The organism is Gephyromycinifex aptenodytis (assembly GCF_012277275.1).
Classification (GTDB): Bacteria; Actinomycetota; Actinomycetes; order Actinomycetales; family Dermatophilaceae; genus Gephyromycinifex; species Gephyromycinifex aptenodytis.
Window position 1 is genome coordinate 2,598,539 of record NZ_CP051155.1, and the last position, 26,221, is coordinate 2,624,759.

A 26,221-nucleotide genomic window follows, 5' to 3' on the forward strand; every position below is an offset into this window, starting at 1 on the left:
GCGATGTCGACAACATGTTCGCGAGGTTGTACGCCCGACCTGGACGGATGACCGTTTTGCGTGCTTAATAGGGATATCCGAACCGGGGGAAACGGGGGAGATGTCGGCAGCTCTGAGGCCGACGGGGAAAGGACTGGCTGCGCTGGGGCGCACGACCAGCCGCGTGGCGGTTCGCCGCTCAAAGGGGAATTGATGAACGATCGATTTGCACATGTCCGTAAACACCAGCTGTTGATGACCGCGGCTACTGCCGCCTTCGCTGTTTCAGGATTGATGCCGGCCAGTGCCGCGCTCGCTGATCAGCAGCCTGCTACTCCAGCTGCCTCCTCGCAAGGGACGCTGACCGGCGGCTGGACCGACAATTGCAGCACGCTTCAGGTGACCAGCTCCGGATGGCCTGAGGACTACCGCGTCTACGTCCGCTGGTACACCAGCGCCGATTCCACAGACCAGCAGACCGAGATGGCTCCGGTGAACACGACCTGGTCGAAGCAGGTCGGCAGGAAATACCGGGGATTCTCCTACCGAATCGTGGATTCTGCAGGCAACCCTGTCACTCCGTTGCGGGATCAGGCCGCAGCCTGCGTAGTTGTGGTCAAGTCCACGTTGAACGTCGAAGCCCTCGATTGCACGCACGTCAAACTGGGGTACGACCACGCCAACCCCGAGGTCTTCCGGTACGTCATCACGACCGGTGGGGTGACGACCACGCTGCCGTTGAGCGAGACGTCCTTCACTGCGGAGCCGGGTGCCACAGTTCGCGTGGATCTCGCCTGGCCGGAGCAGAAGTACATCGCGGATACCAAGACGGTGACGCTGGCTGACTGCCCCGCACCCACACCCACAGATGAGCCGACCACGCCGGCCCCGACGCCGACCACGCCGGCCCCGGCTCCGTCGACGCCTGCTCCGGCTCCGTCGACGCCTGCTCCGGCTCCGTCGACGCCTGCTCCGGCTCCGTCGACGCCTGCTCCGGCTCCGTCGACGCCTGCTCCGGCTCCGACGACGCCTGCTCCGGCACCGACCACTGCACCTGCGTCGCCGGCACCGAGTGTGCCCAAGCCAAGTACTCCGGTGCCGCCGCAGACAGCGCCAACGCAGCCCACGCAGGACACTCGCCCGCCGAGCGCGGTCGTGCCAGCTCGGCCGACGACCCCGATGGTCAAGCGCACCTTCCAGGTCGACCGATACATGCCGCGAACCCGGGCCCAAGCACGTGTCGTCGCCCGTCTCGATGACGACCGTCGCTTGCGATACCGCGAAGATCGTCCGCTGTGGGGTGCGAGCCGCTGGCAGTTCGTCACCGTGAGTGTCCCTAAGGACGCTTCCAAGGCCCAGGTTCTGCGAGCCGTGAACAAGGCCACGAACTCCGCCGTCGGTGACATCCGCACGACCAGCAAACTTGGCTCGGCGCGTCCAGGCTCCTCCTACACCGTGGCGTGGGAACTCGCGCCCGGAGCGGATCGCGCCCATGCCTGGGGGCTCAACAAGTCCCGTGCCCAGGTCTTCCTGGGGCGCAGCTGATCTGGCTCGGTGCTGAAAACCTAAGCGGCGCAAGGCCGGTCTGATGCCTGGTGGAGGTTTCGAGTGCAACATAAAGGGTGCACGGAGACCAACCTGCAGCACAATGGATCCCATGATCCGGGAACGCGTGCTCGAAACCTCCGCCGGCACGTTCGGAGCCATCGACTTCGGTGGCGAAGGACGCGACATCCTCATGCTTCACCAACTGACGTCGAACGCTCAGGTGTGGGTCCCGTTGGGGGAAGAGCTGGCCAAGGTTGGCCGAGCCGTGGCAATCGACCTTCCGGGTCATGGACGCTCTGCTTTACAGCACGGTGGGTTTGACCGCATCACCGATGACCTGCCGCTCATTGTGGAGGCGTTGGGGATGACACGGCCCCTCGTCTTGCTGGAGCAGGAAGAACTTCTGATCCTGTCACCGGATCGCCTGGCCGGGCTCGGCGGCTGCGGGTTCTTCTTGATCGGCTTGAGCTCCTGCCGTCGTGGCGAAGAAGCAAAGGCCGAATGGCGCGAAGTGGTCGGGCCTAACTCCCTCGAAGTGTGGCGGGAGCGGTTCGGGCTGTTCGCTACCGGCTCGATGCAGGAGCTGCAGGGTTACGTGGATCGGACGGTCCAGCGAGCCTCCACCGATTGGGTCAACGAGGGCGTTGCGCCGAACCAATACCGTGCCTACCTTGAGCGGAACATCACCACGACTGAGGACGGTTGGAGGCGGCGCCCGCGCCGCGACGTGCTCGAGCGGGCCCTCCACCACATCGCCGAAGGCGTCCACGGTCTCGACCTGCTCGATCAGGTTGATGCACCGTTGTGGATTGCGGCCTCGCCGGTAAACCTGTGCGCAGAAGAAGTGGCGACCCTCAACGAGTACGCGGCCAACCGAGCTAATTGCCGGGTCATCTTCGTGCGTGGCGGCCAAGTTGTTGATTCTTTGGACCCTCAGGATGTTTCTTCGGCTGTCGCCAGAATGCTCGAGGCGACCGAGGGCTGAGCGGACTCCGGCCCCGACTCCTCATCCGCTGCTCGATCGCGCAATCAATGCCCGCACCGGTGCCCCCGGGGGGGGCATCTGCGGTTAGTTTGCGGCCTCGGGCGGGGCAGCGTCGTCACGCGCCACCGGCTCCACCCTGGCCTGCTGCCAGCCGTGGAAACACCCACGATGGCATTGCAGGGTCGGCAGCAGGTGTACGGCACGCAACCCGATGGCGGAAGAGCTGATCGTCGGCGGTAGCGTCAGGGTTCCTCCCCACATTCTTGAGTAAGGCTTCCTATGCAGCGCCCTGCCCTTGACGGCTCGACCGCGGTACCGGCGACCGCCACCCTGTTCGCCTCGAACGGGCTCGTCATCGGTGTCTGGGCGGCGTCGCTGGCGGGCTTGCGTGAACGCCTCGACCTCTCCAGCTCCCTGGTGGCGAGCGCCCTGGTCGTGCTCGGGGTCAGCGCCATCGTCGGCATGCAGGTGGGCGGCCGACTCGCGGACGCCCTCGGGGCCCGCCGTGTTGCTCTGGCGGCGCTGCCAACGCTCCTGGTCGGCATCGCAGTGATCGGTCTGGCGGCCTCCTACCCGTGGCTGCTGACCGGGGCAGTGGTGCTGGGGCTGGGAAACGGCGTGATGGATGTGTCCATGAATGCGATGGGTGTGCAGGTGGAGAAGCGCCGACCCAAACCAGTCATGAGCTTCTTCCACGGCATGTGGTCGGTCGGGAACTTCTCCGGTGCCGCATTGGTCCTGCTCGCCTCCCTGGTCCTGCCTGAGCGGGCGGTCCTGGCCGGGTGCCTGCTGGCGGCAACGATCGCGCTCGTCAGCACCGCGGTGCTCTCCCGCATCACCCCCGAAACCGAGATCGTCGCGCACGTGGATGAGTCCGGGGCCAAGACCAAGGTTCCCGGCTGGGCCTGGCTGTTGGGTTTGATGGCTATCGCCTTCGGCTTGGGTGAAGGCACGGCGATGGACTGGTCCGGTATCCACGTCACCGATGTCGCGGGCGTACCCGCCGTGCAGGGATCCATGGCAGTCACCGTCGTGGCCGCGTTCATGGTGATCATCCGGCTGCTGGGGGACCGCCTGGTCGCGCGGTTCGGGCGGCGCGCCGTGGTGCGTTTCGGCGGTATCTGCTCGGTAGCCGGCTATTTGACAGTATCGATAGCGCAGCCTTTGCCGGTCTTGCTCATGGGCTGGGCGCTGGTCGGGTTCGGCATCGGGATGATCGCCCCACAGGTGTACGCCGTCGCGGGTCACGCCGGGGGCGGGCGGGTGCTGGCAGTCGTGGTCACCTTCGGTTACGCCACCTTCTTGGCGGGGCCTGCTGTCATCGGGTTCTTCGTCGACCACATCGGCGTTCAACGCACCATGTTCATCCCGGCCCTGCTGCTGTCCACGCTGCCGCTGCTGGCCCGCGTCATCCCGGCAGAGACCGAACCGCAAACACCTCGCTGAAGTTCGGTGGGCGCGCCGAGCGCTCCCGCTACGTGCACACGTCGCTCGCAGTAGCACTCATAGCGTGGGCCTTTGCGCCGATGTAATCGCCGACACGTCGCGCGAGAACCGGGCCCCGCTGTACCGATCCCTGCCTCACCGCGATGCGCCATGACAGAACGACTCGGCCCGCGGGCCTACCAGAGCAGGGACAGGGGAGCTGTACGTGTCAGCCTTCAAAGGTGGGATTCAGACCAAGCTGTTGTTGATGACCCTGCTTGCCGTCTGCGGCATGCTCGCCGTGATCAGCATCGCTGCCGTTCAGCAGCGAAACAGCATCGCCGAAGAGCGCCAGGAGCGCATCAAATCCGTCGTGGAGACGGCGCATGGGGTGCTCGACTTCTACGGGAAGCAAGCATCCTCAGGGGTCATGAGCGAGAAGCAAGCCCAACAGGCAGCGCTGGCCACACTCAAGCAGATGCGTTACGACGGTCAAGAGTACTTCTGGGTCAATGACATGCATCCCCACGTCGTCATGCATCCGATGAAGCCCGAACTCGATGGCACGGACGCTTCCACGATCAAAGACCCCAACGGGGTCTTCATCTTCAAGGAGTTCGCCCAGACCGTTAAGAGCAGCGGGTCGGGGTTCGTGCCCTACATGTGGCCCAAGCCGGGACAGGAGGAGCCGCAGCCGAAGATCTCCTACGTCAGCGGCTATCAACCGTGGGGTTGGGTCGTCGGGTCAGGGGTGTACACGGACGACATCACCGGCGCGGCTTGGGTCTCTGCGCTGAAGTTGGCGCTGTGGTCGTTGCCGTTGATGCTGATCGTGTGGTTCGTCGGCTCCAGGCTTGCCGCCAGCATCATCCGGCGGGTGCGCAGCGCCGCGCAGGCGTTGGAATCAGCCGACATCACCCATCGCTTCCCGGTCAAGGGTGACGGCACGGCGTTGGACGACCTCAACTCCGCCCTGAACGCCACCCTGGATCGCGTCGGTGGAGTCATCGAGCGGGTCGAAGGGACCTCGCGCGGGTTGGTGGAGGCCTCCGGTTCACTCCGCGGCGCTGGGGAACACATCGAACATTCCGCACAGGGGACGTCGGCGCAGGCCGGTCGGATGCTGGGCGATATCGACGGCATCCGTGACGGCGTCGAGACGGTAGCTGCCGGAACTGAGGAGATGGGGGCCTCCATCCGCCAGATCTCCGAGAGCGCGAACGCTGCCGCCCGGGTCGCCGCGGACGCGGTCCGCACGGCCGAATCCACCAACGCGACGGTGTCCCGCTTGGGAGAGTCGTCCAAGCGGATCAGCGAGGTCGTCCAAGCCATCGGCGCGATCGCCGCTCAGACCAACCTATTGGCGCTCAACGCCACCATCGAGGCGGCGCGAGCCGGTGAGGCAGGCAAGGGCTTCGCTGTGGTCGCCGGCGAGGTCAAGGATCTAGCCCAGGAGAGCGCCCGCGCCAGCGAGGACATCGGTGATCGGGTGGCTTCGATGCAGACCGAAGTCGCGCAGGCCGTTGCGGCGATCGGGCAGATCGCCTCGATCATCGGGGAGATCAACGATTACCAGACAGCCATCGCCGGAGCCGTCGAAGAACAGACGGCCACCACCGCGGAGATGAGCCGTAGCGTGCAGGGCGCTGCAGCCGACGGCCGTTCTGTCGCAGACGGAGCCCGTGGTCTCCTCGGCAGTGCCCAGGGCACGGTGGGCGAAGCGGGGGAGATCCGTGCCGCGGTGGACCGGTTGGAGGCAATGTCGCAGGACCTGCAGACTGCAGTGTCGGCGTTCCATCACTGAGTGATCGGGGGGCCGTGGTCGGTCTGAGACGGCAACTCAGCGTTCCGCGTCAGCCGGGCCGCCGACTGTTCGGCTGAGACAAGGTTCGACCGCATCCGGCCAGAGCCGTTCCAGGAGTCCTGACTGTGAGCGACGTCGTGTGCGCCTGGGAACGCATGCCCCACGCCGTCGCCAGGTGCCCTGGCATCGCAGTACATGAGCAGGGGAAGCGGCCTCAACCGCCACGCGGCTGACCGGTAGAGGGCCGCACGATCCAGACAACGGCTGGCCAGTTTGCTGCATCTCGGGAACCGCGACAGTGTGAATGGCTGGAGCGCAGCCCGCAAAGCCTTCGAAGTCCGGTGTGTCCGGGTAGCGCTGCGCGAGTCGACTCCTAGCGGGTTCAACCTCGACCGGTTACGAGCCACCAAGTAGCGCCAACCCGCACACGTCGTGCAGTTCACGCTGCTCTTAGTGCCGAGGGCACCCGCTCCAAGGCATACCTGTGCTCGATCGCGCTGCGGGACGTATAGGACTTTCCCCGGCGTTATGAAGAGATGCATAGATGAGTAGTGCAGTGCTCATGTCACCCTCCGCGAGCGCCGGAATGAGCTACGATCAGGCCGTGAGCTGAGAATTAACGTATACGAGCCCTAGTGCGTTGTCGAGAGCTCCTTGCGCCAGTGCTTGGCTCGAGTGAAAATGCCAGTTCCTTCCGTCAGGATCAAAACGGCCAGCCAATGGTGACGCCCGAATTGCTCCTGGCCAGGAACGCCCCTCCTGGTTTATCGGAGTTCGGCACCTCACGGCTGCGAGGGGCTAGAGCTCAACGGTACGAAAGGTACAAAACGTGAAGCGCTCTTTGTTCCGGCAAAATAATAGCCTAGGCCAGGTGACTGCGAGGCCCGTCCGTCGCGCAGGACGAAACGCCATTTTATCGGCCGCCTGCATCGGCCTCATGTTGTTCTCGTCTTCCCATTTGACGAATGCCCTCCCAGGTGGCCACCCTACGGGCGGCGCGAATAGCGGCCCTATGGCGTTTCGCCCATATGTCGAACAAGTGGCGATACCTGTGAGTCGCCCCGGGTCTCTAGTGGCCGAAGTCACCCCGCAAGGCCAGCGGGTGACCCATGTTCTTCTTAAGTACCCTCATGAGCTTCTCGGCATAGAGGACCTCAGATCTGCCTTTGAGGTAAAGGTAAAAGGCTTTCCCGGCGCGGACCCCGTAGTCACTCGGAACATTGTGGAAGCATACTCATCCTTCGGTGCCCAGGTTGGGTCCCCGAGTGCGGGACGTTATGTGGTAATTAAGCTTGATGTGCGCGACAGTGCCTCAAGTGTCTGGGGGTCGGTGACCTCAAATGAGGACAAGATCGAGGTTGCAGAGGGTGTCCCCGGAAGCATAAAGAAAACATCCATACGGCAGCCAAAGAAGAGCCCCGTACCCCTCGAGGGGGTCACCTATACAGTTACGCAGGTGGGTCATCTAACGACCGCAGAGGGCGATGACGTGCCACCGTTTACTACGGAGATCGCACTGGACTCTCAGAGAATCTTTGATCCCGCCTTATCGGAGTTCTCCCCAGGAAAGTATGACGATAAACTACCGAAATCTCAGCCGCTTCGCTATCAGCTGCGCGTGTCAAAGAAAAAGAATGCCCCCTTGGTGGTCTTCCTGCACGGATCTGGGCAGTATGGCGACGATAACATTTCCCAGCTGCTATCTTCCAGGGGTGCCGTTGGCGTGCTGGACTTCGAGGATGCCTTCGTGTTGGCGCCTCAGTATGAATCAGTATTCGATCCGAGCGAATCACTGCAGGCCAAGCGCCATATTCGCGGCATTCATTGGCAGTCCAGTCATCGCCAAAAGCAGGTTATCGATCTGATAAAGAGAACAGTCAGAGAATATCCCGAAATCGACACTCGGCGAATCTATATACACGGATTGTCTCGCGGGGCGGAAGGTGCGCTGGATATTTCTGCAAAGGCGCCGAATCTAATTGCGGGTGCCCTAGTGATTTCAGGCCGTGAGCTAGGTGCGCGACAGCTGGTGACGGGACTGGCGTCACGAGCGGATTACAGGTCTTTATCTAGGGTTCCCATCTGGTTCTTCCACTCTAAAGGGGATCCGACGGCGCCTCTTGAGGGTACGGTGTCCAATGTTCAAGAACTAAAGCGCGTGAATGCCTCGAAGGTAAAATATACTGAGTTCAGTGTCGGCGGCGTCCCGAACAATGGCTGGAAAAATGAGAGCCCCCATAATAGCTGGGACGCTGTGTACAATAGTCCCTCGGCCTGGTCCTGGCTGTTGTCTCAGTCGAAATGAGCCGTGTGCGGATGATTTGAAGAGCGGGGTAAGTAACTGTCTGGGAGTTGATCGACTGCGGCCCTAAGGTGTCCTAGGAATGCCGCTGTGAAGTCAGCTTCCGCATTCCCTGGGCGACATGCTCGGGTGCCGGAGCCCTCTAGTGTGCACGGCTTCGCCAACTTCCCTGCCTGTTGGCGGACCGCTTCGGGCGCGCAAGGGCCGGTCCAGCAGGCAGGACAGCGGACGGTTCGGCGCTCCGCAGCCGGGAGCGCTGCACTTGCAGCACGGGCGCCTGAGGCTGCTTGCCACCCGCCGTCACCGGATGGATCCATGCGAGTAGCGTCAAGGTATCTACCGCATGCGAAAGGACCTCATGTCATTCACCATCGCCCACCTGTCCGCCCTCGAAATCCTCGATTCTCGATCCCGCCCGACCCTGCAGGTCGCGCTCGAACTGAAGGGCGGAGTCGCGGCCATTGCCGGCGTACCTTCGGGTGCATCGACGGGGACGCGCGAAGCGGTGGAGCTGCGTGATGGCGACCAGGCCCGGTATTCCGGGCAGGGCGTCCTGGGCGCGGTGAACAACGTCAAGGGTGAGATCGCCGAACACCTCATAGGGCGCGACTTCACCTCACTGGCCGAGGTCGACGCAGCCATGAAGGAACTGGACGGAACTGAGAACAAGGCCCGGCTGGGCGCGAACGCGATCGTCGGGGTGTCGATGGCGCTGGCCCGCGCTCTCGCCGCAGCCGAGGGTAAGCCGCTGTACGCCTGGTTGCCCGGTTTCGGACAGTCACCGCGGCTCCCCGTTCCGTGTTTCAACGTCCTCAACGGCGGCGCCCACGCCCCCAACCCGCTCGACTTCCAAGAGTTCATGGTCTGTCCTCTTGGCGCCCCATCGATGGCCGAGGCTGTCCGCGCAGGCGCGGAGGTCTACGCGGCACTGAAGAAGCGGCTGGCTGCAGACGGCCACTCCACAGGGCTCGGTGACGAGGGTGGCTTCGCCCCCAACCTGGCCGAACCGGAAGAGGTCCTGACGATGATCGTCGCGGCCATCACGGACGCCGGTTACACCCCGGGTACCGATGGCGTCGCGATCGCGCTCGACCCCGCCGCATCCGAGTTCCGCCAGAGCGACGGCACCTACCGGGTCAACGGACAGTCCTTGTCCAGCGACGACATGATCGAGCGCTATGCCGCCATGGTGGAGGCCTATCCCATCTGGAGCATCGAAGACGGTCTCGGCGAGGACGACCACGACGGCTGGCAGCGCCTCACCGCTCGTCTTGGCGAGCGTCTCCAGCTCATGGGCGACGACAACTTCTGCACGAACCCGGCCATCATCAGCGCCGCCATCGCCGACGGAATCGCCAACTCCTCCCTCATCAAGCTCAACCAGATCGGGACCGTCACCGAGACGCTGGAGGCCATGGCCATCTGCCACCGCGCCGGCTACACCCAGATGGTCTCCCACCGCTCCGGTGAAACGCCTGACACGTTCATCGCGGACCTGGCGGTTGCCAGCGGGTGCGGGCAGCTCAAGACTGGCGCGCCGGCTCGCGGCGAGCGCGTCGCGAAGTACAACCGCCTGATGGAGATCGCTGCTTCCTCTCCTGATCTGCCGTTCGGGCGCAGCTGAGCCACGACAGGCTGATCCTCGAGCCTGGCTGGTCTTGGCCACACCGCGGACACGTCCGCATTCACCACCCGGCCAGAGCAAGCACAGCTTGATCTCAGCACGTTCTCGGACGCGTCCCGCGAAAGGGCCATGACTGGCAAACAGCCAGTCGTGGCCCTTTCGCGCGTTCGGGGCCGATGAATACCCCCATGCGCCTAAGTGAGCACCCGATGGTCAAGGTGAGGTCTTTGCACTAGACAGGTGCTGTACAGGTCCGTACTGTCTGGATATGACCGATGGGGGCGCCAACGCAGCTTCCAGACCCGTTCTCGTGGCTGGTCGGCGCCTCAAGCACCTTGAAGTCGTTCAGGCAATCGAGAAGTCGATCCGCGAGGGCGAGGTTGAGCGGGGCGGGCGTCTTTTGAGTGAACATGCGCTTGCAGCGCAGTTCAATACCAGCCGCGGGACCATCAGGCGGGCTCTAGCAGAGCTGGCCAAGCGCAACCTCATCGCGACACAGACCGGCCGCGGATCATTCGTCACCTTCGACGGTCACCCCCTCGACACATCGCAAGGCTGGACGCACGCCCTCCTGTCAGGCGGCGCCAGCCTGAGCACACATCTGATGTTTCTGGGGTTCATCTCCGACCCGGAACTGGCCGTGCACCTGGGCACCAGCACTGCTCGCTTCCTGGCGGTCGACCGCCTCAGACGTCTACCCGATGGCAGTGCCGTGTCTCTCGAACGCAGCCGGATACCCGCAATCGACGCCCTTGAGCCTGTTCCAGCCGAAGGGCTCGCCGAGGAGTCGCTGACCAAAACCATGCATCGAGCAGGTCTGCGGCCAGTCTCGGGGGAACAGTGGGTACAGCTGGTCCACCTCGATGATGCGACGGCCGCCATTTTTGAGCAGCCCAGCGGCCGCGCCTACCTGCATGCCATCCGGACTACAAAAGACGCGGCAGGCGGCCTCGTCGAGCACGTCACCAGCATTCTCGATCCCGACCACTTCCGCCTTCACATCCAGTTCTGAGCAGGAGCAACAGTGACCCAAAACGCGGCAGCAACAACCGACCCATCGGCAATGCGGCGAAGGGCGTTGGGTGCGCTCTACGGTTTGGCGATCGGCGATGCCCTCGGCATGCCGACGCAGGACCTCACCCAGGAACAGATACGGGACGACTACGGCCGGATCGCCGCTTTCCTGCCCGCGGGCCCCCACCAGATCATCGCCGCATGTCAGCCTGCAGGCACGGTCACGGATGACACCGAACAGATGATCCTGGTGGCCACCATGTTGGCGCAGACCGGGAGCATCGCGGCCCTGCCCTTCGCCCGGGCGCTGGCAGAGTGGGAGGACTCAATGCGCGAGCGGGGGTCGCTGGACCTTCTGGGTCCCTCCACCCGGGCAGCCATCGCGAGCATCAGAGCCGGAGCATCCGCCGAAGAATCCGGAAAGAACGGCACCACCAACGGGGCAGCCATGCGCATCGCGCCCGTGGGTGTCGCCAACCCTCCGGAGGCCTTGGATGAACTGGTCGACAGGGTTGTCGAGGCGTGCGGGGTCACCCACAACACCTCCTTGGGTATCTCCTCAGCGGCAGCTGTCGCAGCTGCTGTCAGCGCTGGGGTCAGCGGGGCGAGCCGTAGCGCGGCAGTTGAGCTAGGCATTGAAGCAGCCGAGATCGGCGCGCTGCGTGGCCACCAAGTTCCGGGACCGTCCATCGCCGCGCGGGCACGCTTAGCCGTCGATTGGCTTCCCTCGGTGCCAGATCCCGCGCGAGCCATCTACGACGTCATCGGCACGACAGTGGCATCCCAGGAGTCCGTGGTTGCGGCACTCGCCATCTGCGCGAGCATTGGTGACCCCTGGGAAGCTGTCTGCCTGGCAGCAGGCGTCGGCGGAGACACCGACACGGTCGCCGCCATCGTTGGCGCCATCTGCGGGGCCACGAACGGGATTGAAGCGTTCCCCGAGAATGCTGTGGCCACCATCCAGTCTGTTAACGACATCCACCTCGAAGACGTGGTCGACAAACTCCTCCAGCTCCGTCTATCAACCGCAACCAGCCGAAGGGCATGACCGTGAGTGAACCAGGCGCCGCACCCCTTCCAGAGCAAGCCACTGGACTCCGTAGTCTGCTGCAAGTCGAGGACCGAGGCATCGAACCGCTGCCTCTTTCGGAGCAGACGAGCAGGCCTGCGGAACTCTTCTGGATATGGTTGGCAGGAAACATCTCTATTCTTGGCCTGCCGCTTGGCGCATGGGTCGTCGCCGGTGTCCTGAACTTCTGGCAGGCATTGCTGGCCGGAACTGTCGGGGCGGTCGGATCTTTCGCCATTGTCGGCTTGATCTCTATCGCCGGTCAGCGTGGTGGAGCGCCGAGCCTGACGCTGTCTCGGGCCACCTTCGGCTCACTGGGAAACTTCGGCCCCACTATTGTCGCGATCCTTTCTCGCTGGGGTTGGGAAACCGTTAATGCCGTCACCGCAGTCTTCGCGATTCTCTCCATCGGTACTGTTCTCACGGGTACCGCGCTGACCCCTCGCAACGCGGTGTGGCTGACGGTGTCGGCGGTACTGGTGTTCCTGGCGCTCACGCTGATTGTGTCTGGGATTGGCCACCACTTACTGGCCCTCTTTCAGCAATGGGCCACGTACATCTTCGGCGCCTTGACGATCATCGTCCTCGGTTTCATCATCACCCGGGTTGATTGGAGTGCTGTCGCCAACGCCGAAGCAGGCCCCGCCAGTGCGGTTCTCATCGGCATCGGGACGGTTGCGGCAGGGACGGGGCTTGCTTGGGCCAACTCCGGGGCAGATTTGGGACGGTACCAATCACCCGCAGCCTCCCCCGGAAAATTGGTGTTCGCCAGTGCCGCAGGTGCGGGAATCCCATTGGTCATCATGGTCGGCGCGGGTTCTCTCATCGCTATCTCCAACCCTCAGTTCGACACCGATAATCCCCTGTCTTCCATCCCGGAGTTGCTGCCGCCGTGGATGTCGGTGCCCTTCCTGATCGCCGCCTTCGCGGGCCTTCTGTTGTCGAACAACATTTCCGTGTATTCCTCCGGACTGACGCTCCTTACCCTGGGCATCAAGACCCGCAGAATCGTAGCCGTAGCCATCGAACTTGTCGTCAGCCTCATCGGCTCGATGGTCTTCCTCTATCTGTTTGATAACTTCTATGACGCCTTCATTGGATTCATCACGCTCCTTGCTATTCCGCTGACGGCATGGGTGGGAGTCTTCCTGGTCGATATGCTCAAGCGCACCACCTACGACAGTGACTCCCTGCTCGACCTCAGTCCGCGTAGCCGTTACTGGTACACCGGGGGCATCGAATGGCGTGCCATGTGCGCCTGGTTGATCGGCATCGCTGCGGGTTTCATCTTCCGTTTCCCCGGCCTGGCTGACTCCTGGATCACCGTCAACGGGCTCCCATGGCTCGTCACTCTTCTGGTCTCATCCGCCCTGTACTTCCTGGCTGGCGGCGCCCGATGTGCGGCCGGGAAGGACGACTGACCATGCCGCGACTGATCCATACCGGCAGCGTGATCGTTGACGTTGTCATGACTATTGACCGGCTCCCTGACCCGGGGGGCGACACCGTCGCTTCCTCCTCGGAACTTGTGGCCGGAGGCGCTCTCAACACCATGGTGGCTGCTCGTCGAGACGGACTGGATGTGCTCTACGCCGGTCTGACTGGGACGGGAACCTTTGCCTCGATCATTCAGGCCGCGCTTGGAGCGAACCGCCTCGATTCGCTTCTGCCACCCGTGCCTGACCTGGACTCCGGATATTGCGTAGCGCTGGTGCAGGGCGACGGCGAGCGGACTTTCATCACGCATCTCGGTGCCGAAGGGCAATTCGGCTACGAGCACCTTGCTGCGATCCCGCTCACTGCTGGGGACCTCGTCTTCGTCAGTGGCTACAGCCTCGCCACCAAGTCCAATGCGGAAGGGCTGGCGCGATGGCTGGGCGACATCCCCGAGGACAACATTGTTCTGGTCGACCCCTCGCCACTTGTCAGTGAACTCCCGTGTGGGCTCTACCGTCCGCTCTTCGACAGGGCCGACATCCTGTCCTGCAATGCCCGTGAGGCCCGTATCCTCACGGGCGTGGAAAGTCTGGAGGACGGCGCGCGCGAGTTAGCCCGTCGGGTGCGCCCCGGAGCCGCCGCCGTTGTACGGGCCGGTGCACACGCAACCATCATTGCGCGCACCCGAGACGAGGCGACAACGCTCACCCACGTCCCCACTTTCCCGGTAGACGCGGTGGACACCAATGGGGCCGGGGATGCCCATGCCGGCGTCCTTTTGTCCGGGCTGGCCCGCGGCCTGTCTTTGGAGGAAGCCGTTCTACGCGCCAATGCTGCGGCATCCATCGCCGTGACACGTACCGGCCCCACGTCAGCGCCCACCGCTGAAGAAACCGATCGCCTGCTTGCAGCACAGACGTAATCAGCACAACGCACAATCCCGCAGAATCGAAGAGCTTCCACATCGCAGCGCGCGGTTACCGCGGCATGTCTCGGCCTTTCGCCACTGACCTGGAGGGGCGCACCGTCGCGGCCTGCGCGGCACCCATTGCGGCGCGTGGAGGTGCGCAGGCTCAGCGCTGGCGGGTGGAGGCGCAGGAAACGCACTGATCGGTGTGGGGGCGCACCTGCAGGCGCTCGGCGGGGATCGGCTGTCCACATCCGGTGCAGGTGCCGTCCCAGCCGTCCTCGACCCGGGATAGCGCCGACTCGATGTCGCGAAGGTGTCGCCTGGCCGCGTCGCGTGAAGCGGCCAGCAGCGCCTGATCCCACGCGATCGTCGAACCTTCGGGGTCGTGCTCGTCGTCGGAGTCGGAGTCGCCCCGTGAGCGCGTCAGCGCCTGCTGTGTGGCGTGGAACTCCTCGACGCGGGCGCGAGCCTGCTGGCGCGCCTCTCGCAGGTGGACGAGCAGGTCATCGGCGGTAGCCCCCATCGCGGCAGCTTACAGAAGCGGAATCGCCGTGACCGTTAAGCGACGCGGCGCAGGTTCGTGGTTCGGTCGGCGGCTCCACCAGGGGCGCGCGGTGAGGGCGATGCCCGGCGTGCTGCGTGTCCAGATGGGCGGGCGCAGGCTGTGCCTGCGGTCGGTCTTTGACACAGTGGGGGCATGAGGTCTTGCTGCACGATCTACGTCGATGTCGGTTACCTGCTCGCAGCGGCAGCGACGCGGGTGACGGGTAGCTCACTGCGGCGCGGGGTGCAAACGGATTATGCGGCCCTCATTCGGGCGTTGGAAGCGCAGGCCGAAGCCGACAGCGGTCTGCCTCTGCTGCGGGTCATCTGGTACGACGCGGGCGGCCGACCTGGGGGGATGCCTGACCTGTCGCAAGACGAGATCGGTCTGCTGCCCCGGGTGAAGCTGCGCTTGGGTCGGTTGTCGTACACGGGTGAGCAAAAGGGCGTCGATGTCCGTATCGGGTTGGACTTGGCGATCCAGGCCCGGCAGCGGGTGGCTGACGTCGTCTATCTCGTCTCCGGTGATGACGACCTGACCGAGGCAGTCGAGGAGGCGCAGGCGCACGGCGTGCAGGTCATCCTGTTGGCCGTGCCGCGCCACGACGGTAAACCGCTGGCCGTCTCCAAACACCTGCTGCGTGAAGTGGACCGCACCTTGATCATCGACCCGGCGGCGATTGATGCTGCCGTGCGGCCCACCGCGATCCCCGAAGCGCTCATCCCCGCTGCGGACGGCGAGCCCGAGGACGGGCAGCCGGAGCCCGCAGCCGGTCCAGGGCAGCAAGCAGAAGAAACCTCCGGCCCAGCTGACGGCGGCCAGTCGCAGGGGGGACCCGCGGCATCCGCACCTCGGGTGCGCCGCCGCGTGACCCGAGTTGCAGGTGTTGCGGTACCCGGCCCGCCGCGGCCACGGCCCGGCCCGCCTGGCTCGCCGACGCCCGGGCCGAGCCTGCCCGACTCAGCGACGCCCACCCCAGGACCGACACCCGTCAAGGCGGTCCCAGCGGCCGCCGGTCCGGCTGAGAGAGCAGTGGCGAGCGAGCAGGCCAGCCCCGCTGGCGAGAAGACGAAAGCCACACGCGAGGCCGCCGAACCGAAAACACCCGGGGTGCCGAGCCCCGCGCTGTTCGCCAGCCGACGCGCGGTCGGGGTCGCGTTGCCAGGCGCCGCCCTTCCGCCAGCGCAGCCTGAGCCCGGAGATGGGCTCACCCCTAGCGTCATCGACTCCGTCGCACGTCAGGTGGTCGTCTCGTGGTGCACCTCGGCCACCCCCGACTCCCTGTCGGAATTGCGGCGCTCGGCCCCGATCATTCCCTCCGATCTGGACAGGGCGCTGCTGCTGGACCTGTCGAGTCACGAAGGCGGTGACGACCTCGACGACGAGGCACGGCACAAGGTGCGTGAGCGTTTCTGGCATCACATCGGTAGGGTCCGCCCGATCTGAGCATGCAGCGCGAGCGTATGCGGCGGCTCTACCCGCTGACAGCACGGCCGATCAGGGGGCAGAATCGCGCACGTGCCTAGCCCGAACTACAGCGACACCAACGCCCGTGACTGGCCGGGCCCCAGCGGGCACGCGGTCGCGACGACGTGGGGCCTGTTGGGGCTCGGTCATGCGCTGGCGGTTATCGTCGCCGCTGTCGGTCTCGTCTTCGATGCCCGCGCCGCGCAGCTTACGTCGGCGATGCGGGCCGCCCTCGTGTTCAACCTGGTGCTCGGGATCGGGGGAGTGTGGTTGTGTGCGCGGATGTTCCGGGCGACGCTTCGCGCCGGGCGGCTACCCGAGGTGGGTGGTCGCGGGGTGGTTCCGCTTGTGGAGTGCGCCGTGTTCGTGCTCGTGTCGATCTGCCTCGTCGTTGTGGCCGTCACTCTGTGGGGCGCCACGCCGCCGCTGCTGCTCGCCGCCGCCGAACTCGCGTTCCTGCCGCTGTCGTTGCGCACCGAAGCCGTGCTGCGGGCAGCGCGGTAACTCAGCCAGCCAGGAACGACAACCGCACGGTTCGCGTCGCGTTGTCGACGTTCAGGTCAACCAGGCAGATGCTCTGCCAGGTACCCAGGGTCAACCGCCCGTCGAGAACCGGGACGGTGGCGTACGGGGGGATGAGCGCGGGCATCACGTGCGAGCGACCGTGACCGCGGCTGCCGTGGGAGTGCTGCCAGCGTTCATCGGCCGGAAGCAGGTCACGTAGCGCCGCCAGCAGGTCGTCGTCACTTCCGGCGCCGGTCTCGATGATCGCCAGCCCGGCTGTGGCGTGCGGAACGAAAACGTGCAGCAGGCCATCGCCCGCGCCGCGTACAAACGCTTCGCACTGCCCGGTGATGTCGACGACGACTTCTTGGCCGCCGGTGCGGATACTCAATTCTTCGCTACGCATGTGCCCATCCTGCCCGGTGGGCCAGTTCCTGCCAGCGGCAGCGGGCCCGTTCTGCTGACCGGGGAGGAACATGGGGGCTTTCACCCGAGGACGTGGAGCCCTCCGCATGAGCAGGTGCGAGATCGGCGCTCAGTCTTTCGTGGTCCACCACTTCTCAGCTGCCCGCCGCTGCCTGCCGCGTGCTCCGGGTCACCCCGGCCCGTTCCCGTCAGCCTCAAGGCGGTCTCGGAACGCGGTCACCTGCTCAAGGTGGTCAACCATCTGATCGATCCGGCGGTCGATGGCTTCGCGGTAATGAACCAACCGCTCGAGGAGCGCCGCGCGCTCATGGCTGGAAGGGTTGGCGGCCAGTGACGTCAGTACGCCGAGCAGGTCGCCCATCTCCTCCAGGCGCCACTCCAACGGCTTCATCTGTTGCAGCAGTTGCAACCGGGCCATGTCGGCCTCGCTGTACAGGCGGAAGCCGCCTTTGGTGCGGGCTGCCGGAGTGAGCAGGCCGACGTCTTCGTAATAGCGGATCGTGCGCAGGCTCAACCCGGTTCGGGCGGCGACCTCGCCGATCTGGATTTGGGTGGCCGTCTCCGATGGTCGCAACTCGGGCAGAGCGCCAGCAGAGACTCCGCCGCTGCGGCTCATCGCCGGCCGGGGGTGCGATCAAAAGGCAACGGAATATTCTTCTTGCTCAGTGCCGGTGACTCGATGACGTTCCAGGACACCGCAGCCAGGCTGGCTGCCAGCAGCACTGCCAGGATCGTGTATCCGATCAGGCCCAAAGCTGCGGATACCCCGGAGACCACAAGCATCGTCTCGATGGGCCAGTGGAACACATACATCCCGTAGGACAGGTCCCAGCGCAGATTGCGGCGCAGCCACGGCGTTCGTACGACCGCCCACATGCACAAGTAGGCGAAGGCGGGGCCGCCCAAGGAGCGGTAGTCATGCAGGAAAGCCAGGGATGCCGCGACCACGCCGAGCGCCACCAGGGCCCAGGGCCAGGTGATCGGCAGCCGATCTTGATACAGGTAAGCCAGCGTGCCGAGCAGGAAGACCCAGAAGAAGCGCAGGAACAAGCCGGCCGGCAGGTCGATGTCGGTGAACTCCTGGGTGATCGTGGCCGCCCCGAAGAGGCCTGCGAGGGCGATGACCAGCCAACGGTTGCGGCGCAGTAACCCCACCACACCCAGGCAGGCGACCATGACGTAGCAGACGACCTCGTAGAAGAGGGTCCACAAGGCGCCGTTGACCACATGTGGTGTGGCGGTGCCGTTCGGGAGGCCGGCCACCCCGAAGTTCTGCGGCGCGATGTACAGCAGCGAGTTCTCCACGACGTAATGCCAGGAGGCGTTCTCGCCCTGGAACACCGACAGCGGAGACTGACCTTCCAGCGCCGCGATGGCGGGGGCGACGACGAAAGCCGTCACGATCAAGACGATCCAGAACAGCGGCATGATGCGCAAGAAGCGGTGCCAGGCGTACCGGATGAATGAGCCGATCCGGTCATAGGAGCGGGCCACCAGGAACCCGGACAGGACGAAGAACGCATCCACTGCCATCGAACCGACCTCGGTGCGCCCGAGTACCGGTTGGGTGCCCAGGGAAATCGCGGACGCATGCACGACCGCCACCAGGGTGGCGAGGATGAGCCGGAGGTTGTTGAGGCTGTTCGCCCGTGGGTCGAAAAGTTGGGCCAGTGAATTGCCGGTTGCAGGTGTACTTTCGTGCGCCGATCCGTGGACCGTCCTCGGCTGTGCCGTGTCTGCGCTCACGCGCCCCCCAGAGATTGATGATCGGTCAGGGGCGGTGTCGGTAACCGCCGTGACGCAACCTCACGCTACGTGAGCTTTGGGTCTCCTGCAAAGAGATGACGGACGTTCGACTCAGATTTTGGTCGAGGTCTCAGGGTGCTGACTGCAGTGCGCGACCGTAAGTGAGCGCGATTTCGCCCAACGCCTACTCTCACGTAACGTGAGATTAGAGGTTCATGAGTGCGCTGTCGCGCCGGGACCGACCTTCCCACTCTTGTGGCGCGTCGTGTGGCCCTGCCGGTGCGCCCGTACCTGAACGGACGTAACGCGTGTCCCGACCTGCGGCCATGGCCGAAACCTCATCGGCATACACCCCTGATGCCCCGACGATCTCAGTGCGCGCCGCATTGCGCGACCCTCGCCGGTTGCAGACGGAGGTCTTGGCGGGGCTGGTGGTGGCGCTGGCCCTCATCCCAGAGGCCATCAGCTTCTCGGTCATCGCAGGCGTCGACCCGCAGGTGGGTCTCTTCGCCTCCTTCGTCATGGCTGTCACGATGGCCTTCGTCGGTGGTCGCCCTGCCATGATCACCGCGGCCACCGGCGCCGTGGCCCTGGTCATCGCCCCGGTCGCCCACGAATACGGCTTCGACTACTTCATCGCCACCGTCATCCTGGCCGGACTGCTGCAGATCGTCTTGGCGGTGTTCGGCGTAGCCCGGCTGATGCGCTTCGTTCCGCGCATGGTGATGGTCGGCTTCGTCAACGCGCTGGCCATCCTGATCTTCGTGGCGCAACTGCCGCACCTGCGAGGCGTGCCGTGGTTGGTCTACGCCCTGGTCGCTGCGGGACTGGCCATCCTTTTCCTGTTGCCTCGGGTGAGCACCCTGGTGCCCGCGCCGTTGGTGGCCATCGTCCTGATCACCACCGCGGCTGTTGCCTTCGGTTGGAAGATCCCGACCGTCGGCGATCAGGGAGAGCTACCGGATTCGCTGCCTGCGCTGTTCATTCCGAATGTGCCGTTCACGCTGGAGACGCTGCAGATCATCGGCCCGTATGCGCTGGCGATGGCGCTGGTCGGGCTGCTCGAATCGCTCATGACCGCCAAACTGGTCGATGACGTCACCGACAGCCACTCGAACAAGACCCGTGAAGCGCGCGGCCTCGGCATCGCCAACATCGCGGCTGGTTTCTTCGGCGGCATGGGCGGTTGCGCGATGATCGGCCAGACCATGATCAACGTCAAGGCCTCCGGTGCGCGGACGCGGATCTCCACCTTCCTGGCGGGGCTGTTCCTGCTGATCTTCGTCGTCGGGCTCGGTGACCTCGTCGGGCGGATCCCGATGGCGGCGTTGGTGGCCATCATGATCATGGTCTCGATCGGAACCCTGGACTGGCACAGCATCCACCCGGCCACCCTGCGCCGGATGCCCTACAGCGAGACGATCGTCATGCTGGTCACCGTCGTCATCACGGTGGCCACCCATAACCTTGCTTACGGCGTCATCGCCGGTGTCAACGTCGCCTTCGTCGTCTTCGCGCGTCGGGTGGCGCACTTCGCCAGCGTGGAGAAGATCCTCGAAGCCGATACGAACCAGGATGGTCTGATCGACACGGTCACCTACCGGGTGGCTGGCGAACTGTTCTTCGCCAGCAGCAACGACCTCGTCTACCAGTTCGACTATGTCTCCGACCCCAGGCGGGTCATCATCGACCTCACCGACTCCCACATCTGGGATGCCTCGACCGTCGCCTCGCTGGATGCCATCCAGACCAAGTACGCAGCCAAGGGCAAAAGCGTGGAGATCATCGGCTTGAACAAGTCCTCCCAGGAACGGCACGCCCGCCTCAGCGGTCAACTCGGCGGAGAGGCCTAGTCCTAGCCGGCCAGATCGCTCGCTTTCGGGGGCAACGCTTGGCTCCGTCCCTCAACAAGGCGGTTGGCCCTCAGGTGAGCACCCACGCAGGCGTCGTCAGATTCGGCGACGAGCGCGCCCGCGTCAATGACACCGCGGCGCCTGTGGGACTGAACCAATACCGGCGGATGCTCCCGGTTCTGCGTCGTCAGGCAAGCGAAGGGCCCGGCTCGACATCACGTCGAACCGGGCCCTTCGGCCAACCGGGGCAGAGCGTCAGTGCAGACCGCCCTGGCCGCCGGCCGCGTTGCGCGCGTCGGCCTCGTCCTGGGCCGTAACGACTCCGAGGTCAGCCTCAACCGGCGCCACAGCCAGGCTGGCCGAGCGGCCGCTACGACGCAGACGGCCCTCCAGCGCAGTCGCGAGCGTCGTCATCAGGTAGTTGATAGCGATGAACAGCAGCGCCACCACGACGAACGCGGGGATGAGGTTGCCCTTGTAGGAACCGATCTGGTTCGCCTTGTTGAGCAACTCCTCGTAGGTGATGACGTACCCGAGCGCCGTGTCCTTCAGGACCACGACGATCTGGCTCATGATCGCGGGCAGCATGGCCGTCAGGGCCTGCGGCAGCAGGATCGAGCGGGTCGTCTGCGAGGGGGTGAGCCCGATCGACAGCCCCGCCTCGCGCTGGCCCTTGGGCAGGTTCTCCACGCCGGCGCGCACGAGCTCGGCGACGACGGATCCGTTGTACAGGGTCAGGGCGGTGACGACTGCCGCGAAGCCCTCCTTGCCGGAGAACAGCCCGTTGAACAGGTAGATGTTGAAGAAGCCGATCATCATGACGAGCACCGGCACGGACCGTAGGATCTCGACGATCGCGCCGCACAGCCACCGCACAGGCGCCAGGTGTGACAGGCGTCCGACGCCGAACACGAGGCCGAAGGCTGCGGCGAGGACGATGGACACGGCTGCGGCCTTCAGGGTGCCGAGCAGACCGGGCAGGAGGTACTCGGTCCAGATCTCGCCCTCGAAGAAGGGGGTCCACTTCGCGGCGGTGAACTGGTCCTGCTGGACGAACTGCCACAGCACCCAGGCGCCGAAGGCGAGGGCCAGGACGGTCAGCGTGGCGCCGACGACCAGTTGGTTGCGGCGGGTTTTCGGCCCGGGGGCGTCGAAGAGGACCGATGCGGGAGTGGTGCTCATCGCTTCACCGCCAGGCGCTTGCCGAAGTGGGTCGTGGCCAGGCCGAGAGGCAGCGTCAGGATGACGAAGCCGAGGGCGACGACCGCGAGGATCCAGTACATGAGGTCGGGCCGCTGCTCCATGGCGTCGGCCTGCAGGTAGGCGATTTCGGCGACGCCGATGATCGAGACGACGGTCGAGTTCTTGATCATGGCGATCAGCGTTGAACCCAGAGGCACGATGGCCGAGCGGAAGGCCTGCGGGAGGATGATCTCGCCGAGGGTCTGGCGGAAGCCGAGCCCCAGGGAGCGGGCGGCCTCGGCCTGGCCGACGTGCACGGAGTTGACGCCCGAACGGATGGCCTCACAGACGAACGCCGCCGTGTAGACGCCGAGCGCGACCGCACCCCAGCGGAAGTTGTCGCTGTACAGGTCAGCCCGGTTGAGGTGCCAGCCGAGGGTGCTCGCCAACCCCATCTGGGAGAACGCGACCAGGAGCGTGAGGGGGGTATTGCGAATGACGTTGACGTACAGCGCCCCCATGGAGCGCAGCACCGGCATCGGGGAAAGTCGGAAGATCGCGACGAGCGTGCCGAGCGCGAAGGCGATGACGCCCGCGAGCAGGCACACCTTGATCGTCATGAAGAACGCGCTCCAGACGGGGAACTCACTGAACAGCTCGCCCATGGCGCTCCTTTCGGGTCAGTAGGCCGAAGCGTCGGATGCCGTCCGCCCGGGTGAGCGGACGGCATCCGGGGCCGTGGCGACGATTGCGCGTCAGGCGCAGGCTTCGGGCTTCGGCGGGTTCACGGCGGCGTCGGGCGTGAACCCGGCCGGGCCGAGGTTGGCGTCGATGATCTTCTTCCACTCGCCACTGGAGATCATCTTCTCGAGGGCGGCGGTGACCTTCGTGCACATCTCCTTGTCGCCCTTCTTGATGCCGACGCCGTACTTCTCCTCGGAGAAGGGCTTGCCGACGACCTTGAGCTTGCCCTTGTACTGGGGCTGCGCGGCGTAGCCGGCCAGGATCGTGTTGTCGGTGGTCAAGGCGTCGACGGAGCCGGAGATGATGGCCTCGACGCACTTGGAGTAGGTGTCGTACTCCTGGATCTGGACGGCCGGGTACTTCTCCTTGAACTTCGTCGCGGACGTCGAGCCCTTGACGGAGCACATCTTCTTGCCGGACATGGCGTCGGGGCCGTCGATGGGGGAGTCGGTCTTGACGAGAAGGTCCTGGCCGGCGACGAAGTACGGGCCGGCGAAGTCGATGTCCTTCTTGCGGGCGTCGGTGATGGAGTAGGTGCCGACGATGTAGTCGACCTTGCCCGTCTTGAGGAAGGTCTCGCGCTGGGAGGAGACCGCCTCGGTGAACTCGGGCGTCTTGCCGAGCTCCTTGGCGATGTAGTTCGCGACGTCGACGTCCATGCCGGTGTACTTCGAACCCTCCTTGAGGCCCATGCCGGGCTGGTCGTACTTGATGCCGACCTTGATCGTGTCTGAGTCGGCGCCCGAGTCGGACGAGCCGCAGGCGGCGAGGGGGGCGATGAGCAGAGCGGCGGCGCTGAGGGCCACGGCGGTACGGCGAAGGGTCATGAGTCTGGCTTCCTTGTCAGGCTGTGATGAAGGGTCGTGCGCGATGATGCAGATCAGTGGGTGAGGATCTTGCCGAGGAAATCCTTGGCGCGCTCGCTCTGCGGGTTCGTGAAGAACTCCTCGGGCGTGGCCTGTTCGACGATTTGACCGTCGGCCATGAACACGACGCGGTCGGCGGCCCGGCGGGCGAAGCCCATCTCGTGAGTGACGACGATCATCGTCATGCCGGACTTCGCGAGCTCGGTCATGACGTCGAGGACTTCGTTGATCATTTCGGGGTCCAGGGCCGAGGTCGGCTCGTCGAAGAGCATGACCTTGGGGTCCATCGCCAGGGATCGAGCGATGGCCACACGCTGCTGCTGGCCGCCGGAGAGCTGAGCCGGGTACTTGTCGGCCTGGTGGCCGACGCCGACGCGCTCGAGGAGCTCGCGGGCACGCTTGTCGGCATCCGACTTCGACATCCCCCGGACTTTGATCGGGCCGAGGGTGACGTTCTCAAGGATCGTCTTGTGGGCGAAGAGGTTGAAGGACTGGAACACCATGCCGACGTCGGCGCGCAGCTTCGCGAGCGACTTGCCCTCCTGGGGCAGGGGCTGGCCGTCGATGGAGATGGACCCCGTCTCGTAGGTCTCCAGTCGGTTGATCGTGCGACACAGCGTCGACTTGCCCGAGCCGGAGGGGCCGATGAGGACGACGACCTCGCCCTCGTGGATGGTGAGGTCGATGTCCTGAAGGACGTGGAGGGCGCCGTAATGCTTGTTCACCTTGTCGAGGACGACGAGGCGGCGGCGGCCGGTAGCAGGACTGGTCATGCGGGGAGCGTACCGGCAGCACGCAGTAACGGCCTGTTATGACAGCAACGATATGCCGACACCAGGCCCGGCGCCCGGCGGCGGCAGCGTGGACGGACCGGCCTGCCTGCGCGGCCGGGCCCCTACGATGCGGCGGTGACGTCCATGACACCCGCGACCCGGATGGGTCTGTCGATCGGCGTCGCCACGGGCCTGTACGGACTGAGTTTCGGCGCACTCGGCGTGGCGGCGGGCCTCAGCATCGCCCAGACGTGCGCCCTGTCGCTGCTGATGTTCACCGGCGGATCCCAGTTCGCGCTCGTCGGGGTGATCTCCGGCGGTGGTACCTGGCCCTCGGCCATCACAGCGGCCTCCCTTCTCGGAGTAAGAAACGCCGTGTACGGGGTTCAGCTCAACGAGCTGTTGCGCCCGCGCGGCAGCGGACGGCTCCTCATGGCCCACCTGACGATCGACGAATCCACCGCGACCGCCGTCAGTCAGGACGAACCGGCCGATCAGCGTCGCGGGTTCTGGGTCGCGGGGCTCGCCGTGTTCGTCTTCTGGAACCTCGCGACGTTCATCGGGGCCCTGGCGGGTGAGTCCCTGGGCGATCCGAAGGCCTGGGGGCTCGACGGTGCTGCCGTCGCGGCGTTCCTCGGTCTGCTCTGGCCGCGGCTTCGTGGCCGCAGCGCCTTCGAGGTAGCTGCGCTCTGCGCTGGGGCCACGCTCGTCGCGACGCCGTTCGTCCCGCCGGGTATCCCGATCATTCTCGCGGGCGCGATCGCGGTGCTCGTCTCCTGGCTGCGGCATCGCCGGGACGTCGCCACTGCAAGGGTGACGGCGTGAGCACCTGGATCGGGATCGGGATCGCCTGTCTCGTCGCCTACGTCACCAAGCTGCTCGGCTACCTCGTGCCCGAGACCGTGCTCGACTCGCCGCCGATCCGCACCGGCTCAGCGGCCGCGACGGTGGGTCTGCTGACGGCGCTGGTCGTCGCCAATACGTTCGCCTCGGGACAACAGCTCGTCCTCGATGCCCGGATCCTCGCGCTGCTGGCCGCGGCCGTCGCGCTCACGCTGCGGATGCCGTTCATTGGGGTGGTCGTCGTCGGCGCCCTCGCCGCGGCGCTGGCACGGATGGCGGGCATGGCCTGACGCAGCGTGCGTGCGGTGGTGGTGGGGGCGGCCGGCATCCAGATGGTGGATTTGTGGCTGGGGGCCGTGCCTGCGTGCCGGCCCGTCGCGGCGCCCTCGTCATGTCCTTAGTTCGGCAGGCTCGGCGTGAGGCCATCTCGCCGAAGAACGCCGTCTCGGTCCACACCCGCAGTCGTGATCGACGCGCGGTCAGTGCGCCCGTGTTTCACCTCAACGGTCTGAGTGCTTCATTGGAGCTTGACCGTGCGCGGCAACGGTGGGCATCTGCGTCCGCGCGGGGCGCCTCACAGTGGCGCCTGGCCCCGCACGTGATCGAAGACGAGGCTGGTCTCGGCGTGGGCGACGTCGGGGCGACCCGTCAGATGGTCCAGGACGAAGTCACGCAACTCCGAGGTGGAACGGGCCGCGACGTGCACCAGGTAGTCGTTCGCCCCTGAGACGTGGAAGAGCTGCAGCACCCCCGGCAGCATGGGCAGCTCGGCGCGCAACCGTTCGAAGTCGCGGCGGCGCTGTCCGGAGAAGCGCACCGATACCAGCGCCTCTACCGGACGCCCGAGGGCCACGTGATCGACCACGGCGTGCACGCCGGTGACGACTCCGAGCGTCTGGAGTCGGCGGAGCCGCGCGGTGCACGTCGATTCGGCGATGCCGGCAGCTTTGGCCAAGGTGGCGTTCGTCGCCCGTCCGTCGCGGCGCAGCGTCTCGGCCAGGACGCGGTCGACCTCGTCCAAGGTGGGGCGCGGATCCTGCGGTGTGTGGCGCGTCACAGTGCCCTCGTCTGCATTAGCTTCGACCATGAAACCATCTTGCCGAATGTTCTGCCGACAGGCGCCATCTTCTCGGCAGGGCCTTCATACTTTCGTCACGTTCTGACTTCAGGAGGAAC

24 protein-coding genes are annotated in these 26,221 nt (G+C 65.3%); 15 read left to right on the forward strand and 9 right to left on the reverse strand.

From position 1 onward, the window contains the following. The first annotated feature begins 192 nt into the window (after positions 1 to 192). The 10 genes from G9V96_RS11170 (at position 193) to G9V96_RS11215 (ending at position 14,109) form a co-directional block, all read left to right on the forward strand. Complete coding sequence (locus G9V96_RS11170) at positions 193 to 1,524, forward strand: hypothetical protein (RefSeq protein WP_168581195.1); 1,332 nt, start codon at positions 193 to 195, stop codon at positions 1,522 to 1,524. 112 nt (positions 1,525 to 1,636) lie between these two features. Then, a complete protein-coding gene (locus tag G9V96_RS11175) occupies positions 1,637 to 2,512 on the forward strand; it encodes an alpha/beta hydrolase (protein ID WP_168583089.1) in 876 nt (291 codons plus the stop codon). 279 nt (positions 2,513 to 2,791) lie between these two features. Further along, on the forward strand, positions 2,792 to 3,958 hold the full coding sequence (locus tag G9V96_RS11180; RefSeq protein WP_168583090.1) for an MFS transporter: 1,167 nt from the start codon (positions 2,792 to 2,794) through the stop codon (positions 3,956 to 3,958). Between the two features lie 205 nt (positions 3,959 to 4,163). After that, the gene (locus G9V96_RS11185; protein WP_168583091.1) at positions 4,164 to 5,741 is read left to right on the forward strand and encodes a cache domain-containing protein; all 1,578 of its coding nucleotides are present in this window, start codon (positions 4,164 to 4,166) and stop codon (positions 5,739 to 5,741) included. A 1,012-nt stretch (positions 5,742 to 6,753) separates the two neighbouring features. Continuing rightward, on the forward strand, positions 6,754 to 8,046 hold the full coding sequence (locus tag G9V96_RS11190) for a hypothetical protein (RefSeq protein WP_226913287.1): 1,293 nt from the start codon (positions 6,754 to 6,756) through the stop codon (positions 8,044 to 8,046). A gap of 340 nt (positions 8,047 to 8,386) precedes the next feature. Then, a complete protein-coding gene (gene eno, locus G9V96_RS11195; protein ID WP_210424397.1) occupies positions 8,387 to 9,667 on the forward strand; it encodes a phosphopyruvate hydratase in 1,281 nt (426 codons plus the stop codon). Positions 9,668 to 9,935: 268 nt separating this feature from the next. Next, positions 9,936 to 10,679, forward strand: coding sequence for a GntR family transcriptional regulator (locus G9V96_RS11200; protein WP_168583093.1), 744 nt, complete (start codon positions 9,936 to 9,938; stop codon positions 10,677 to 10,679). Between the two features lie 12 nt (positions 10,680 to 10,691). Then, entirely contained in the window at positions 10,692 to 11,729 is a 1,038-nt protein-coding gene (locus G9V96_RS11205) for an ADP-ribosylglycohydrolase family protein (RefSeq protein ID WP_226913288.1), read from the forward strand. Beyond that, complete coding sequence (locus G9V96_RS11210; protein ID WP_168583094.1) at positions 11,726 to 13,171, forward strand: purine-cytosine permease family protein; 1,446 nt, start codon at positions 11,726 to 11,728, stop codon at positions 13,169 to 13,171. Before G9V96_RS11205 ends, G9V96_RS11210 begins: the two co-directional genes overlap by 4 nt. A gap of 2 nt (positions 13,172 to 13,173) precedes the next feature. Beyond that, positions 13,174 to 14,109, forward strand: a complete 936-nt coding sequence (locus tag G9V96_RS11215) for a PfkB family carbohydrate kinase (protein WP_168583095.1) — start codon at positions 13,174 to 13,176, stop codon at positions 14,107 to 14,109. Between the two features lie 151 nt (positions 14,110 to 14,260). Here the strand turns inward: G9V96_RS11215 and G9V96_RS11220 are convergent, their stop codons facing one another. Next, positions 14,261 to 14,620, reverse strand: a complete 360-nt coding sequence (locus G9V96_RS11220; RefSeq protein WP_168583096.1) for a TraR/DksA family transcriptional regulator — start codon at positions 14,618 to 14,620, stop codon at positions 14,261 to 14,263. A gap of 174 nt (positions 14,621 to 14,794) precedes the next feature. Here G9V96_RS11220 and G9V96_RS11225 point away from each other — a divergent pair, with 174 nt between their 5' ends. Together G9V96_RS11225 and G9V96_RS11230 are read left to right on the forward strand one after the other, a co-directional pair. Then, positions 14,795 to 16,087 (forward strand): NYN domain-containing protein, encoded by a 1,293-nt coding sequence (locus tag G9V96_RS11225; protein ID WP_168583097.1) that lies wholly within the window; start codon positions 14,795 to 14,797, stop codon positions 16,085 to 16,087. 72 nt (positions 16,088 to 16,159) lie between these two features. Then, positions 16,160 to 16,612 (forward strand): hypothetical protein, encoded by a 453-nt coding sequence (locus G9V96_RS11230; RefSeq protein WP_168583098.1) that lies wholly within the window; start codon positions 16,160 to 16,162, stop codon positions 16,610 to 16,612. 1 nt (position 16,613) lies between these two features. Here G9V96_RS11230 and G9V96_RS11235 read toward each other — a convergent pair whose 3' ends face one another. The 3 genes from G9V96_RS11235 to G9V96_RS11245 all read right to left on the reverse strand — a co-directional run bounded on the left by G9V96_RS11235 (position 16,614) and on the right by G9V96_RS11245 (position 18,784). Next, positions 16,614 to 17,018: a secondary thiamine-phosphate synthase enzyme YjbQ gene (locus tag G9V96_RS11235; RefSeq protein WP_168583099.1), complete on the reverse strand. Its 405-nt coding sequence runs from the start codon at positions 17,016 to 17,018 to the stop codon at positions 16,614 to 16,616. Between the two features lie 189 nt (positions 17,019 to 17,207). Beyond that, positions 17,208 to 17,654: a MerR family DNA-binding transcriptional regulator gene (locus G9V96_RS11240; protein ID WP_168583100.1), complete on the reverse strand. Its 447-nt coding sequence runs from the start codon at positions 17,652 to 17,654 to the stop codon at positions 17,208 to 17,210. After that, a complete protein-coding gene (locus G9V96_RS11245; protein ID WP_168583101.1) occupies positions 17,651 to 18,784 on the reverse strand; it encodes an acyltransferase family protein in 1,134 nt (377 codons plus the stop codon). The genes G9V96_RS11240 and G9V96_RS11245 overlap by 4 nt, the downstream gene beginning before the upstream one ends. Positions 18,785 to 19,110: 326 nt before the next feature. On the opposite strand from G9V96_RS11245, the gene G9V96_RS11250 reads away from it, so the two are divergent. Then, on the forward strand, positions 19,111 to 20,637 hold the full coding sequence (locus G9V96_RS11250; RefSeq protein ID WP_168584001.1) for a SulP family inorganic anion transporter: 1,527 nt from the start codon (positions 19,111 to 19,113) through the stop codon (positions 20,635 to 20,637). Positions 20,638 to 20,892: 255 nt separating this feature from the next. On the opposite strand, the gene G9V96_RS11255 is transcribed toward G9V96_RS11250, so the two are convergent. From G9V96_RS11255 to G9V96_RS11270, 4 genes are all read right to left on the reverse strand, one after another. Next, a complete protein-coding gene (locus G9V96_RS11255) occupies positions 20,893 to 21,819 on the reverse strand; it encodes an amino acid ABC transporter permease (RefSeq protein ID WP_168583102.1) in 927 nt (308 codons plus the stop codon). Next, positions 21,816 to 22,484: an amino acid ABC transporter permease gene (locus tag G9V96_RS11260; RefSeq protein ID WP_168583103.1), complete on the reverse strand. Its 669-nt coding sequence runs from the start codon at positions 22,482 to 22,484 to the stop codon at positions 21,816 to 21,818. Before G9V96_RS11260 ends, G9V96_RS11255 begins: the two co-directional genes overlap by 4 nt. Positions 22,485 to 22,574: 90 nt before the next feature. Next, a complete protein-coding gene (locus tag G9V96_RS11265) occupies positions 22,575 to 23,390 on the reverse strand; it encodes a glutamate ABC transporter substrate-binding protein (protein ID WP_168583104.1) in 816 nt (271 codons plus the stop codon). Between the two features lie 53 nt (positions 23,391 to 23,443). After that, a complete protein-coding gene (locus tag G9V96_RS11270; RefSeq protein WP_168583105.1) occupies positions 23,444 to 24,202 on the reverse strand; it encodes an amino acid ABC transporter ATP-binding protein in 759 nt (252 codons plus the stop codon). A 144-nt stretch (positions 24,203 to 24,346) separates the two neighbouring features. Here G9V96_RS11270 and G9V96_RS11275 point away from each other — a divergent pair, with 144 nt between their 5' ends. After that, the gene (locus G9V96_RS11275) at positions 24,347 to 25,027 is read left to right on the forward strand and encodes an AzlC family ABC transporter permease (protein WP_168584002.1); all 681 of its coding nucleotides are present in this window, start codon (positions 24,347 to 24,349) and stop codon (positions 25,025 to 25,027) included. Then, the gene (locus G9V96_RS11280; RefSeq protein ID WP_168583106.1) at positions 25,024 to 25,335 is read left to right on the forward strand and encodes an AzlD domain-containing protein; all 312 of its coding nucleotides are present in this window, start codon (positions 25,024 to 25,026) and stop codon (positions 25,333 to 25,335) included. The genes G9V96_RS11275 and G9V96_RS11280 overlap by 4 nt, the downstream gene beginning before the upstream one ends. 284 nt (positions 25,336 to 25,619) lie before the next feature. Here the strand turns inward: G9V96_RS11280 and G9V96_RS11285 are convergent, their stop codons facing one another. After that, entirely contained in the window at positions 25,620 to 26,132 is a 513-nt protein-coding gene (locus tag G9V96_RS11285; protein ID WP_168583107.1) for an Lrp/AsnC family transcriptional regulator, read from the reverse strand. Positions 26,133 to 26,221 lie beyond the last annotated feature (89 nt).